Genomic DNA, 13455 nt, shown 5'->3' on the forward strand with positions numbered 1-13455 from the left:
CGTCCTCGCTCTACACCCTGAGCGGGTACACGAGCATGGCTCTCATCACCGCCCTCGCGGTGGGGTTCGCGTCGGTCGCGATTCTTCTGGCCCGTCCAGATACCGGCCTCGTCGGATTGCTGCGCGACCCGGGCAGCGCAGGGAGGCTGCTCCGCCAGGTCGTTCCACTCTTCCTGCTCGGTCCCTTCATGCTGGGTTGGCTGCGACTCTGGGGCCAGCGACAGGGCTTGTTCGACACGGTGCTCGGTGTCGCGTTCCTGATCGCCACGATGACGGTGGTCGGCATCGGCCTGAGTTGGGTGGCCGCGCGGAGGCTGCGCGACCTCGACCGGCAGCGCGACGCCGCCATGGTCGCGATGGACGAGGCAAACCACACCCTCGAGACTGCGGTGGACAGGCGCACCCGCGACCTCGCGAAGGTCGCGGACACGCTGCACACCCTCGTCGCGATCGCCCCGGTGGGCATCGTGCAGATGGATGCGGCCGGCGGACTTGTCAGCGCCAACGACCAGTGGCATGCCCTGAGCGGCCTCACCAGGGAAGAGTCACGGCGGGGCGGAATCGCCACCGCCATCCACCCCGACGACACCGAGCGCGTGCACCGCGACTGGGCCGGCGCGATCAGAGCCGGGGTTGCGTACGAGACGATGATGCGCTTCCGCACTCCCGGTGGTCAGGTCAACTGGGTACAGGTGAGCACCGCGCCGATCCGGGACGCCGGTCAGGTCATCGGGCACATGGCCACGGTCACCGACGTGACCGCCCTACGCGCTGCGGAACAGGCTGTTTCGGCCGCGCGGGCGCAGTTCGAGGCGGCGTTCACGTCGTCGCCGCTCGGCACGGCGATCGTGGATCTCGACGGCAGGGTGGTGGCGGCGAACCCGCGGCTGTTCGAGCTCGCCGGGCCGGCATCCGTCGTGGTCAACCGGCAGATCGAGGCCATCTTCATGCCGTCGGATGCCGGGGCGTCCGGTGACCGCACCTCGGAGGCGCTCGACGGGCCCTCCACCCGGCAACGAATGGACCGGCGGATGCGCCGGGTCGACGACGAGGAAACCTGGGTCAAGGTGAGCATCGCCGAGATCTCCGCGGGGGAGCAGGCCGGCGCGCTGCTGTATCAGGTTGAGGACATCACCGCCCGTCGCCTCGCCGAGGCCCGGGTGGAGCACCTCGCGTTCCACGACCCGCTGACCAGCCTGCCCAATCGCCTGCTGCTTCTCGACCGGCTCAACCAGGCCCTGTTGCAGTCATCCCGGCACGGGCACGGCGTGGCCGTGCTGTTCATCGACCTCGACAGGTTCAAGTTCGTCAACGACAGTCTTGGCCACCACATCGGAGATGCCGTGCTGACCGAGGTCGGGGTGCGGCTCCGGCAGCAGGCGCGGGCCGCCGATACGGTATCCCGTATCGGCGGGGACGAATTCGTCATCATCTGTCCGGGCGTCGACAGCAGCCAGGACGTGCACACACTGGCCCACAACCTGCAGCTCGCAATTGCCGAACCGATCCGGATCGGCGACCTGGTCGCATCCGTCGACGCGAGTATCGGCATCGCCTTCGGCCTCGGCCACGACGACGCGGAGGCGCTGCTCCGCAACGCGGACCAGGCCATGTACTCCGCCAAAGGCCGGGGTCGGGCCCGCTACGAGGTCTTCGACGATGACCTGCGTGGCCGCATCCACCGGCGGCTGGACACCGAGCTCGCCCTCCGCGACGCCGTCGAGTCTCGACGAGATCGAGACCTGGTACCAGCCGATCGTCGATCTCCAGGAGAACACGGTCGTCGCCACCGAGGCCCTCGCCCGGTGGCGCCGCCCCGAGCGCGGCATCGTCTACCCGGGCGAGTTCATCGCGATCGCCGAGGAGGTCGGGTTGATCAAGGGCATCGGCGTGACCGTTCTCGGTCAGGCCTGCCGGGCGGCCGCGACCCTCGACGGCGGTCTCGCGGTGAGCGTCAACGTCTCCCCGCGACAGTTCGCTCAAGACGACTTCGGCGCCGTTGTCAAACGCGCGCTGGCGGAGAGTGGGCTGCCCCCGAGCGACTCTGGATCGAATTGACGGAGAGCGCCGTGCTCGAGGCCATCGACTCCGCGGCCCGGACCTTCCAGGAGCCTGAGGGAACTGGGCGTCAAGCTGGCGATCGACGACTTCGGCACCGGATACTCCTCCTTCACGCACCTCCGGGCCTTCACCGTCGACCTGCTCAAGATCGACGTCACCTTCGTGCGGGACCTCGAACGCTCCGAACACGACCGGGCGATCGTCGAGGGCATCCTGCGCCTTGCCGACTCGCTCGGACTCGCCGTCGTCGCCGAAGGCATCGAGTCGGCAGGCCAACGCGACCTGCTCCGGTCCATGGGCTGCCGCTACGGGCAGGGCTACCTCTTCTCCAGGCCGGGCCCGTCACCGCTGCCCGTCGTGAGCTTCGACAGCTGACCGACGCGCGCGCCAGCGGTCGAGCCTCCAGACCGCTCTTCGGGTTCCGACCGGCGTCACCCCGACCTGCTGAACCAATTCGACGGAGTTTTGGGGATTTCAGCACGTGGGAACGCCCTTTAGGTGCCTTCACCTGGCGCTGAGGTGTCGCAGATCGACGTTCGCAGGGCCAACGAACGTCGATCTGCGACACCTCAGCGAGGGTGTGGAGGGCACGACCTGCTGCGGGACAGGGGTCGGACGTGAACCTGTGAACCGCGAATCTTGTTCCCTGGCTCATCCGCTGGCCGTCGCGGCCGGCCCGAGCCGGGGGATTTGCCCCCTTGCCAGCCCATCCCAATTGCAGCGTTATGCAACATTCCCCGGTGAGACGGGGCAGGGTCTCGAGGCTCGACCCGGTGAAGCTGGCAGTATCGACCAGTTTCGTGGACACGAGCTCCCCGTGCACCTACGGTCGGCCTTGTACGCAACTGACGACGGAGGTGAACGAGATGGATGATGCCCAGGCATTTCGCGCCCCCCGCGCCCTCTGGCTCGCTCTCGTCGCAGTTGCGCTCGGCATCGCCTGGTTCCTGTGCGGCGGGACGAATCCCGCATCTGCCGCCGAGCTGCTCCCCGATGCGTCTCCTGCAACGGATGCCGCCGCACCCGGCCTCCTGAACGCTTCCGTCCCTGAGCTGGTCGCCAGCGTCCCTGCCGCTGCGGTCTCCCTCGTGGCTGACGTACCTGGCGTCGACACCGCAACGATCGACGCGGAGTCAACAGACGTGCCCGAAGCCGTCGGGACGACCATTGCGCCGATTCTGGCCGCCGTCGCTGCCGAAGTACCCGACGTCGGCATCCCGGACCTCGGCATCCCGGATGTGGTGGGTCTTCCCGTAGCCGTGCCCGTCGTCGTGCCCGTCGCCGTGCCCACGATCGCCCTCGCGGCTTCAGACGTTTCCACCCTCGTGACTCGCGCAGTGATCACGTCGGTCGTCCCGGCCGGGACCGTCTTCGTCGCGCCGAGCGTGCATTCGTTCGCGCCCTCTGCGCGCGGCACCGCCGGCACCCCCGGCAGGCTCCGACGCGGTCGCGAGCCTGACGCAAGCGGATGCCGCGGCATCCGCTACCGGAGCCCCGCTCGGCACGCCGGGACACCCCGTCAACCTGCCGCAGCCCGCTCCCGATGCCGCAGCACCGGGCGGCGGCAGTTCGGCAGCTCTGCTCGCAACCTGCGGATCAACACGCGCCGCGTCGGTCGCGGCTCTCCGTCTCACTTTCGAGGACGACTCCCTGCCGTCCTCCCTCTCCATCGACCCTGGTTCTTCTCCCGCCTGAGTAAGTCCCGGCCGTGCTTTCCCGACGGCATGCGGACCACCGCCACGCGTTCCTCGCGCGGCTCACTCGCACTTTCAAGGAGAATCACCATGAACATCACTCTGTCCCGGGCGCTCTACGGCACCCTCTTCGTCGGGGCGCTTTCGCTCCTCGGCACGACCGCGGCCCACGCCGCGGACACCACCGGCGACAACGGGACCCTGTCCGGTTCCCAGGTCATCGCCGGCGTCACCGCCCCGATCCAGGCGACCGGCAATGCGATCAGCGTGGTCGGCGACTCAGCGAGCACGTCGCCGGCTCCCGCGGCTGCATCGGCACCGGCGTCGGCGCCGGCTCCTGCAGCTGCACCGGCGCCAGCGGCTGCAACTACCTCGGGCTCCGACGGAACCGCCTCCGGCACCCAGGTCGTCGCCCCGGTGGCGGCACCCGTGAGCGTCTCCGGCAACGCCATCTCGGTGCTCGGCGACTCGACCTCGACCGGGTCGACCGCCCCGGCCCCTGCCTCCGCCCCGGCGGCCACCGTGGCCCCGGCAACGACAACGGGAGGCGACTCCCTTCTCGGCGGCACGCAAGGCCTCATCAGCGTCGACGTGCCGATCACGGCATCGGGCGACGCGGTGAGCGTCCTCGGTGACTCGGCGTCAATGGGCACACCGTCCGCGAGCACTGCGGATGCCTCCGCTCCCGCGGCCGGGTCCGGCCCGGTGACCTCGGGTGCGGATGGCATCGCATCAGGAACTCAGGTCGTCCCTGACGTCGCTGCACCGGTGACCGTCGGCGGTAACTCCGTCTCGATTCTCGGTGACAGCAGCTCGACGTCTGCTTCGCCGGCTCCGTCAGGGTCTGGCGCGGGAACGGCCTCCGCTCCCGCCGCAGGGTCCGCCCCGGTGACCTCAGGTTCGGATGCCACGGCGTCAGGCACGCAGGTCGTCCCGTTGGTTTCTGCTCCGGTGACGATTGGCGGCAACGCGGTCTCCGTCGTCGGTGACAGTGAAACGGGGAATGGTTCGGCTAATCAGGCCGGTTCCGGCTTGGGTTCGTCCTCGGGTTCTGGTCCGGTCACGTCGGGCACGGATGTTGTCGGTTCCGGCACGCAGGTCGTCCCGGTGGTTTCCGCTCCGGTGACGGTTGGCGGCAACGCGGTCTCCGTCGTCGGTGACAGCGAGTCGGTGACCCCGACCTCCGTGACTCCGGTGACTCCGGTGACACCGGTGACTCTCGTGACCCTGGCGGCCCTGGCGGCCCTGGCGGCCCCGGTGACTCCGGTGACTCCGGTGACTCCGGTGACCCTGGTGACCCCGGTGACTCTCGTGACCCTGGCGGCCCCGGTGATCCTGGTGACCCCGGTTACTCCGACCGAGGGGACAGACCCGGCCGACCCGACCGCACCGGTCGACACGACCGCGACGTTCGAAGCCTCGGGACAGTCGTCCACGCCGGCTGTCTCCGGCTCGGTTTCGTCCCCGGCCGCCGTGTCGGTCACGGAGCTCGCGTCGACCGGCACCGGCACAATCGAGTTCGGCGGCTTTGCCGGCCTTCTGTTGCTCCTCGCCGGAACCGCCCTGATGTTCGCGCGACGGATCAACTCCGGTCGTGTGAACCTCTAGTCCCGACACCTCAGGCACGGATGCCGTCGGCCCGACCGGGCCGGCGGCATCCGTCGCGCCCGTGTCCGCGCCCGCGCCGGTTTGCGCGGGCCGCGCCCGCCGTTTCGGGAGCGGCCAGCGGAAAAGGTAGCGGCCTTGTGAGGTGTCGCATATCGACCTTCGTTGGCCGAAGGAACGTCGATATGCGACACCTCACGGCCCCGCACTGTGCACCTGGCGGCGCCGGGGGCAGCTAGCCCCTGGCCTCGAAGGTGACGGATGCCTCGAGCCCGCCCTCCGGACGCCGCTCGAGCAGCACGGTCGCCCGGCTCGCCCGCGCCAGCTGGGCGACGATCGCGAGGCCGAGCCCGTTGCCGAGAGCGTCGGAGTCCGCCCGCCAGAACCGGTCGAACGCCCGGGCGCAGTCCTCGTCCGAGAGGCCCGGCCCGTCATCGAGCACCGAGACCCGCCAGCCAGGGGATCCCGCCGCGACCCGCACGACGATCTCGTGGGGGAGCCCCGCAGCACTGCTCGTGCTCGAGTTCACGCCAGTGCCGGTGCCAGTGCTCGTGCTCGCCGAGAGCGCATTGTCCACGAAATTGTCGATGATCTGCTCGGGGGCGGTCACGATGGCGCTCGCGCTCGCGTGATCCGGTCCCTCGTAGCGGATGCCGACGCCCAGTTCCTGGGCGAGTGGCTGCCAGTGCTCCACGCGTTCACGGGCCACGCGAGCGACATCGCACTCGACGACGGGCGCGGTGGAGGACTCCGTGCGACTGAGCACGAGCAGTCCGTCGATGATGGAGCCGAGCCGGTCCGCCTCCGCCTCGGCGGCGGCGAGGCGTTCGACGGCGGCAACGCCGGACCCGTCCGTCCCGTCCTCGAGCAGCTCCCGGGCACGCTCGAGCCGCAGGCGCAGCGCGGTGAGGGGCGTGCGCAACTGGTGCGAGGCATCCGCCGCGAAGGTGCGCTGCTGGCCGATCAGGGTTTCCAGGCGCGTCGCCATCCGGTTGAACGAGACCGACAGCGACCGGATCTCCGGCGCCCCGGCCCGCTCGTCGGCGCGGGCGTCGAGGTCCCCGTCCGCGAGACGTTCGGTCGTGTGCTGCAGGAGTTTCAACCGGCGGGTGACCGTCGCCGAGAAGATGAACCCGACGATGCCGGCCAGCACCACCGTGGTGAGTGCGACGAGGCCGAGCACGCTGATCTGGCGGGTGACGGCATCCGTGACGACCTGCTCGGGAAAGGTCAGGCGCACGGCGCCGACGACGTCCTGACCGTTGACGATCGGCACCGTGACGTAGAGCAGGTCGATCTGCAGGGTGTCGGAGTACCGATGGCCCGAGGTGATCTGTCCGCCGAGGGCGCCCATGATCTCGGGCCGGGACGCGTACGAGTCGCCGACGGCCGACTGGTCATCGTCGCTCGTGACGACGGCGACCCCGTCCGCGTTCACGATCACGACGCGCGCCCCGCCGGAATCCCGGTACCCGCGCGCCGCCGCGGTGAGGGCCGCGGCCGAGCTGGCCGCATCCGCGCTCGCCGGGGGTGTCTCGAGGGTCTCCTCGCTGCGTCCCGCGAGCACGAAGGCATCCCGTTCGAGCGAGGTCACGAGCCGGTCCGTCTCGACCTGTCGCAGGTAGCCGCTGAGCGGAATGTCCTGCACGAGCAGCACGAGCAGGGCGATCCCCATCAGCGCGGCCATGAACTGCCACCTCATTCCGGAACGCCGAACCGGAAGCCCACCCCCCGCACCGATTCGATCCAACCGGGATTGCCGAGCTTCTTGCGGATGGCCGCCACGTGGGCGTCCAGCGTCTTCGTGGTGCCGTGCCAGGTCGTCTCCCACACGTCGTGCAGGATATCCGCGCGCCGGTGCACCGCGCCCGCGTCGCGCGACAGGTAGACGAGCAGGTCGAATTCGGTGGGGGTGAAGTAGACCTCGGTGCCGGCGAGCGACACCCGCTGGGTGCGGGTGTCGATGACCAGGGACCCGAGCACCCGCTCGGTGCGGCCGCCCGACCCGTCCGCGCCGGTCGCCGGGCCGGCATCCGTGCCCGCACCCGCAGCAGCGCTCGCGGCCGTGCGCCGCGACACCGCACGGATGCGCGCGATCAGTTCGCGCATCCCGAACGGCTTCACCACGTAGTCGTCCGCGCCCATCTCGAGAGCGACCACGCGGTCGATCTCATCGTCGCGCGCGCTCACCACGATGATCGCGATCTGCGACGACGAGCGGATGCTGCGGCACACCTCGCTGCCGTCCATGTCCGGCAGGCCGAGGTCGAGGAGCACGAGGTCGGGCGCGAAGCTCGTCATCGCCGAGAGCGCCGCCTGGCCGGTCTCGACGTGGAGGGACTCGAACGCCGCCATCGCCAGGCCGTCGATGATCCCCGACGCCACAGGACCGTCGTCTTCGACCACCAGAACTCGCATGACACCATTGTGCCGGTGCGAGTGCGCGGCCGCCCCCTCATCCCGGGCGACACCGCGCAATCTTTGACAAGTCTTGGACGTTCGGGGGCCCCATCTTTTCTCGCGCCTCCCTAGCGTGGGAGACATGAAATCACAGGCAATCACGATCCTGTCCATCGTCGGGGTGCTCGGTACGGGCGTTGCGGCGATGGCCGTCAACTCCGATGTCCTGTCCTCGTCCGTCCAGGCCCCGATCGGGCAGTCCTCCGAGGCCCTGCTCGTCACGCCGTCGGCCGACCCGGCCACTCCCTTGCAGCCAGACCCCGCCGCGACCGGGATCGCCGTTCCGACCGACCTCCCCGCCGCCGGTGGCTCCGATGACACCGGCGCCGTGTCCGGCTCCGACGACGGCAGCACCCAGCCGTCTCCCGGGTCGACCGGTGCGGGAACCCGTTCCGAGCCGGGCGCCGCCTCCGGTGCCGGGAAATCAACCGGCGGCGACGACGCACCGCGCCCGGTCCCCGTCCCGGTCGCTCCCGCACCGGCTCCCGCCCCCGCGCCGGCCGCACCCGTTGTGACGCCCGCCCCGACGAAAGCCCCGCACGTCGAGGACAGCGGCTCCGACGACTCGAAGACCCCCAGCACCGGAGAGAAAATTGAAAAGGACGACTAAGCGCCGCCAGCCCGCCCGCGGCGCGAAGGCCGTCACCGGCGCCGTCTCCGCCCTCGCCCTCGTCGGCATGGTGACCGGCTTCCAGATCTCCGCCCACGCCGACGAGGCCGCCGCACGCAAGGCGGCGCCCGCGCCGGCCCCCACGAGCACGGCCGGAGCGACCGACCCCACGGCGGCCCCCGAGCCGTCGGCGAACCCGCCGACGGCAACGGCGGCACCGGGTGCAGCGGATGCCGCCGGCACGGTCCCCGCCCCGGCTCCGGTCGCTGCGGCGCCCGCCGGAGCTCCGGCACCGGCCCCGGCACCGGCCAAGAAAGCCGCTCCGGCTCCGGTCGCCCCTGCCCCGGCGCCCGCGGCGGCTCCGGCCCCTGCTCCCGCGCCAGCGCCGGCTCCCGTCGCCGCACCGGCACCAGCCCCAGCCCCCGCCCCCGCGCCCGCTCCGGCACCCGCTCCCGCGCCCGCACCGGCCCCGGTGGCCGCGACCTCCGCCGGATCCGGAGGCTGAGAGTTGGCGGTCGACTCCATCGCCCGCACCGCCATCCGGGCCGTGTTCACCGAGACCGGAACGCAGCCCGAGGTCATCACGCGTGCCGTGACGCTCATGGGCGGGCGGGCCTCGTTCGCGCTCGTCGGCGCATCCGCCGGCCTGATGGACGACGTCGTCGACCTGGCGAACCGCCTCGAACGACTCTGGAGCCGGTTCCTCCCCGACAGCGACGTCTCCCGGCTCAACGCCGCAGAGGGCGAACCCGTCGCCGTCGACCCCTGCACCGTGCGCCTGATCGCGGCCATGCTCGACGGCGCCCGGCTGACCAGGGGCGACTACGACGCGACCCTGTTGCCGGACGTGCTCGCGGCCGGGTACCGGGCATCCGCCCTCGACCCCGGCCGGGTCACCGTATTGCCGGCGTCGGCGGTCTCGCCCGGCAACCTCTCCGGGCTGACCATCGAGGACGGAGCCCCGCACCTGGACCGGATCGTGACGCTGCCGCTCGGCACCACGATCGATCCCGGCGGCGTCGGCAAGGGCCTCGCCGCCGACCTCCTCTGCGCGTTCGCTCTCGACGCCGGCGCCTGGGGCGCCCTCGCGGAACTCGGCGGGGACATCGTCGTCGCCGGCCAGGCTCCCGACGCCGTCGCCTGGCGGCTCGGCGTCGAGAACCCCTTCGACCCCGGCCAGCATTCCGCCGTCGTGCGGCTCGCCGCGGGTGCGCTCGTCACCTCGAGCCAGCGGAAGCGGCGCTTCCCGGCCGCCGGCTCCGACCCGGTGACCCCGACCGCGGCGTCCGTCCCGGCTGCCGCGTCCGTCCCGAAGGCCGCGTCCGCCCCGGCCAGCCGTCACCACCTCGTCGACCCGCGCACCCACGAGAGTGCGGCCACCCGGGTGCAGACCGTCTCCGTCATCGCCTCCACCGGCGCCCGCGCCGAGGTGCTCACCAAGCCGGGCTTCCTCCGCCCCACCGCCGACTTCCTCGCCTGGCTGCCCACCGTCGGCGCCGCGGGCCTCATCATCGACGACACCGGACTCGTCACGACCTCCACGAACTGGGAGCACTACGCATGAACGATCCGCACCTCTGGTGGTACATCTCGAGGGCGAGCGCCGTCATCGGCTGGGCGCTCATGACGCTGTCGGTGGTCTGGGGCATCCTGCTCTCCACCCGCGTGATGCGCCAGATCGACAACCCCGCCTGGCTCCAGGACCTGCACCGCTACTTCGGCGGCGCCGCGATCGTGATGGTCGCCGTGCACATGCTCACCCTGATGCTCGACGGCTGGCTGCACCTCAGCATCGCCGAGGTTCTCGTGCCGTTCACGAGCCACTTCAAAGCGCTCCCGGTGGCCCTCGGCGTCACCGCGTTCTACCTGCTCGTCGCCGTGCAGGGCACCTCGCTGCTGATGCGGTACCTGCCGCGACGGTTCTGGAAGGTCGTGCACTACTCGAGCTACGCGACCCTCATCCTCGTCTCCTTCCACGCCGCCTTCACCGGAACCGACGTCGGCACAAGCTGGTACCGCGTCGTCTCGATCGGGCTGATCCTCATGGCGATGCTCGCCGTCGTGCTGCGCCTCGTCGCGGCCAAGCGCGGGTCGGGTGCGGCCGCCGGTCGTGCAGCGGATGCCGCCCGCGGCATCCGCCCCGCCCCGGCGCTTCTTGAGACACGCACCATGCGTGTCGCGGCCGTGACCCGCGTCGCCGAAGGCGTCCTCGGCATCCGCCTGGTGCCTGCGGCCCCCGCCGAAACCGCGCCCGCTGTGCCCGCTGGGTCGCCGGCCGACACGCGCACGGATGCCCTCGCCACGACGGGCTCCGTCGCCGTGCGCGCCGCCGGGACCGCGACCGCACTGCTGCCGGCCTGGCACCCGGGCGCGCACATCACCCTGCACCTGCCGAACGGCCTCGAGCGGCAGTACTCGCTCTGCGGCGACCCCGCAGAGCGGTCGCACCTCGACATCGCCGTCCTGCAGACCGAAGCGTCGCGGGGTGGCAGCGCCTGGATCCACGCGAACCTCGCGCCGGGTCTCGTGCTCGAGGTGTCCGGCCCGCTCAACCACTTCGAACTCGAGCCCGCCGCCGCGTACCTCTTCATCGCGGGCGGCATCGGAATCACGCCGATCATGGGGATGATCGAGTCCCTGCCCGCTCGCCGCGACTGGAAGCTCGTCTACCTCGGCAGGAGCCGCAGCACGATGGCCTTCCTCGACGAGCCTGCTCGAGCGCTACCCCGACCGGGTCGAGGTCCTCGCCCGCGACGAGCAGGCTCGTGCAACCCGAGGCGAGCGAACTGCTGATCGCCGCCTTCGGGGGCCTCGGCGGCCTCGACGCCGCCACTGCACCGGACTCCTTCGCGAGCCGCGCCGACGTGTACTGCTGCGGCCCGGAATCCCTCATGCAGGCCGTGGCCGCGCTCGTGCCCCGGGAGCGGATGCACTTCGAGCGCTTCGTCGCCGTCGACCGCGAGTCCGCCCAGGAACCCCAGGCCGTGACCGTGACCTGCGCCCGCAGCGACGTCACCTTCGCTGTGGCAGCCGGCGAAAGCATCCTCGATGTCCTGGAGAACAACGGGATGCCCGTTCAAGGCTCGTGCCGCACGGGTGTCTGCGGCACCTGCGAGGTGCGTGTCGTCACCGGAACGCCCGATCACCTCGATTCGGTGATGGCCGACGACGAGAAGGACTCGCTGCGGGTGATGTACCCCTGTGTGTCCCGGGCGACCTCCGCCGAGCTGGTCCTCGACATCTAGTTTCCCCCTCCGTACCGCCCACCCTCGTGTGCGGTTCCGTGAGGTGTCGCAAATCGACCTTCGTGGGCCGTGGGAACGTCGATATGCGACACCTCACAGACATGGTCGACCCCTGAACGGGTGTCATTAAAGGGGTAACGTAAAGGTGCGCCGTGGCCATCGAGACCGTGCGATACCGTCTGGAGGCCCCCATCACAACAACAACCCCTCCCGACTGGCGCCGCCTCTACGCCGGCCGTCTCGCCCTCACCGACCTGCTCGTGCTGATCTGGGTCGTGTTCGGCGTGCAGATCGCCTGGTTCGGCCTCGACAGCGCCGACGCGACCGTGCGCGCGAGCCGCTCCGACCTCGCCGTGAGCTACACGCTCATCTCGCTCATCATCATCGCCGCGTGGATGCTGCTCCTCGCCGTCTACGGCACCCGCGGTCCCCGGCTGCTCGGCTCGGGGGCCGAGGAGTACAAGATGGTCGCCCGCGCCTCGCTGCGACTCTTCGGGTCGCTCGCGATCGTGTCCTACCTCTTCCAGATCCGGTTCGCCCGTGGCTACTTCCTGATCGCCCTTCCGGCCGGCATCCTCGTGCTGTTCCTCTCCCGCTGGATGTGGCGCCAGTGGCTCGGCGCCAACCGACGCGGCGGTCACCACTCGGCGACCGTACTCCTGGTCGGCACGGCCACGTCCGTCACCCAGATCGGCCTCGAACTCGCCCGGGTTCCCTCCGCCGGCTACCGCGTTGTCGCGGCGTGCGTGCCCGCCGGGCGAGCGGGCGCGATCCTGCCGGGCACGGGCATCCGTGTGCACGGCCCCCTCGACACGGTCATGGCGGCGCTCGCCGCAACCGGCGCGGACACCGTGGTGCTCACCGGCTCGAGCGGCCTGACGCCGCTGCAGATCCGCGAGCTGAGCTGGGGCCTCGAGCCCGGCCGGCACCACCTCGTCGTCGCCCCCGGCCTGACCGACCTCGGCGGCCCCCGCATCAACACCCGGCCCGTTGCGGGCCTGCCGCTCATCCACGTGGAGACGCCCCGGTTCGAGGGCGGCAAGCGATTCGCGAAGCGTGCCTTCGACCTGATCGTCGGCGGGATGCTGCTGCTCGTGCTGTCGCCGGTGATGGCGGTCACCGCGCTGTCGATCCGCCTGGTCACGGCCGGTCCGGTGCTCACCCGCGAGCAGCGCATCGGAAGCGGCGGCCGCCCGTTGACCCTGCTCGGCTTCCGGTCGGTGGATGCCCGGCGCCCGGGTGGGCGCCGGCGTCGCTTCGGCCTCAACGAATTCCCGCAACTGTTCAGCGTGCTCGCCGGAACGATGTCGCTCGTCGGACCGCGCGCGCCGCTCGAGGACGAGGTCACCGGTTTCGACAGCCTCGGACACCGCCGGTTCCTGATGAAGCCGGGCATGACCGGCCTCGGCGAGCTCTACGAGCATTCGACACTGCCCTGGGAGGAGCGGCTCCGCCTCGACATGTACTACATCGAGAACTGGTCGATCATGGGCGACGTGATCATCCTCTGGCGCACCGCCCGAGCCGCCCGCCGCCGCACCGGTACCCGCAGCACCCGCCGCTAACCCTTCGCCGCGCTCGCGTGTTGCCTCACGGGCCCCCTCGGCTCGCGCGCCAATTGCGCCGCTTCGCGCCAGGCACGCTTGGCGCGAAGCGGCGCAATAGGCGCGCGACGCGAACTCAGCAGTCGCAGTGGGCGCGTAGCTGCGCAAATGGGGCGGAACTCCCGCTCTCGTCGCCGTTACGGCAGGTGCTCGGCGCCGTTACGGCAGGTGCTCGG

The 13455-nt window shown here is 70.9% G+C and carries 10 protein-coding genes and 1 pseudogene; 9 read left to right on the top strand and 2 right to left on the bottom strand.

Features of this window, described 5'->3' with window-relative positions; genetic code table 11:
- Positions 1-356: 356 nt before the first annotated feature.
- From KIV56_RS20505 to KIV56_RS13945, 3 genes and pseudogenes are all read left to right on the top strand, one after another.
- Positions 357-1643: pseudogene (locus KIV56_RS20505) on the top strand (diguanylate cyclase domain-containing protein); the annotation flags it as partial.
- A gap of 16 nt (positions 1644-1659) precedes the next feature.
- Entirely contained in the window at positions 1660-2058 is a 399-nt protein-coding gene (locus KIV56_RS20510) for an EAL domain-containing protein (protein WP_432432638.1), read from the top strand.
- Between the two features lie 869 nt (positions 2059-2927).
- The gene (locus KIV56_RS13945) at positions 2928-5363 is read left to right on the top strand and encodes a chaplin family protein (RefSeq protein ID WP_281533910.1); all 2436 of its coding nucleotides are present in this window, start codon (positions 2928-2930) and stop codon (positions 5361-5363) included.
- A 232-nt stretch (positions 5364-5595) separates the two neighbouring features.
- Here the strand turns inward: KIV56_RS13945 and KIV56_RS13950 are convergent, their stop codons facing one another.
- Together KIV56_RS13950 and KIV56_RS13955 are read right to left on the bottom strand one after the other, a co-directional pair.
- Positions 5596-7047 carry a sensor histidine kinase gene (locus KIV56_RS13950; protein ID WP_281533911.1) on the bottom strand — a complete coding sequence of 484 codons (1452 nt, stop codon included), beginning with the start codon at positions 7045-7047 and terminating at the stop codon, positions 5596-5598.
- 11 nt (positions 7048-7058) lie between these two features.
- Positions 7059-7778 carry a response regulator transcription factor gene (locus KIV56_RS13955; RefSeq protein WP_281533912.1) on the bottom strand — a complete coding sequence of 240 codons (720 nt, stop codon included), beginning with the start codon at positions 7776-7778 and terminating at the stop codon, positions 7059-7061.
- A gap of 124 nt (positions 7779-7902) precedes the next feature.
- Here KIV56_RS13955 and KIV56_RS13960 point away from each other — a divergent pair, with 124 nt between their 5' ends.
- From KIV56_RS13960 to KIV56_RS13985, 6 genes are all read left to right on the top strand, one after another.
- On the top strand, positions 7903-8430 hold the full coding sequence (locus KIV56_RS13960; RefSeq protein ID WP_281533913.1) for a hypothetical protein: 528 nt from the start codon (positions 7903-7905) through the stop codon (positions 8428-8430).
- Entirely contained in the window at positions 8414-8935 is a 522-nt protein-coding gene (locus KIV56_RS13965) for a hypothetical protein (RefSeq protein WP_281533914.1), read from the top strand. The genes KIV56_RS13960 and KIV56_RS13965 overlap by 17 nt, the downstream gene beginning before the upstream one ends.
- 3 nt (positions 8936-8938) lie before the next feature.
- Complete coding sequence (locus KIV56_RS13970) at positions 8939-9994, top strand: FAD:protein FMN transferase (RefSeq protein WP_281533915.1); 1056 nt, start codon at positions 8939-8941, stop codon at positions 9992-9994.
- Positions 9991-11223, top strand: coding sequence for a hypothetical protein (locus KIV56_RS13975; protein ID WP_281533916.1), 1233 nt, complete (start codon positions 9991-9993; stop codon positions 11221-11223). The genes KIV56_RS13970 and KIV56_RS13975 overlap by 4 nt, the downstream gene beginning before the upstream one ends.
- Positions 11196-11675: a 2Fe-2S iron-sulfur cluster-binding protein gene (locus KIV56_RS13980; RefSeq protein WP_281533917.1), complete on the top strand. Its 480-nt coding sequence runs from the start codon at positions 11196-11198 to the stop codon at positions 11673-11675. Before KIV56_RS13975 ends, KIV56_RS13980 begins: the two co-directional genes overlap by 28 nt.
- 152 nt (positions 11676-11827) lie before the next feature.
- The gene (locus KIV56_RS13985) at positions 11828-13240 is read left to right on the top strand and encodes a sugar transferase (RefSeq protein WP_281533918.1); all 1413 of its coding nucleotides are present in this window, start codon (positions 11828-11830) and stop codon (positions 13238-13240) included.
- Positions 13241-13455 lie beyond the last annotated feature (215 nt).

This window comes from Cryobacterium breve (assembly GCF_027594785.1).
Taxonomy (GTDB): domain Bacteria; phylum Actinomycetota; class Actinomycetes; order Actinomycetales; family Microbacteriaceae; genus Cryobacterium; species Cryobacterium breve_A.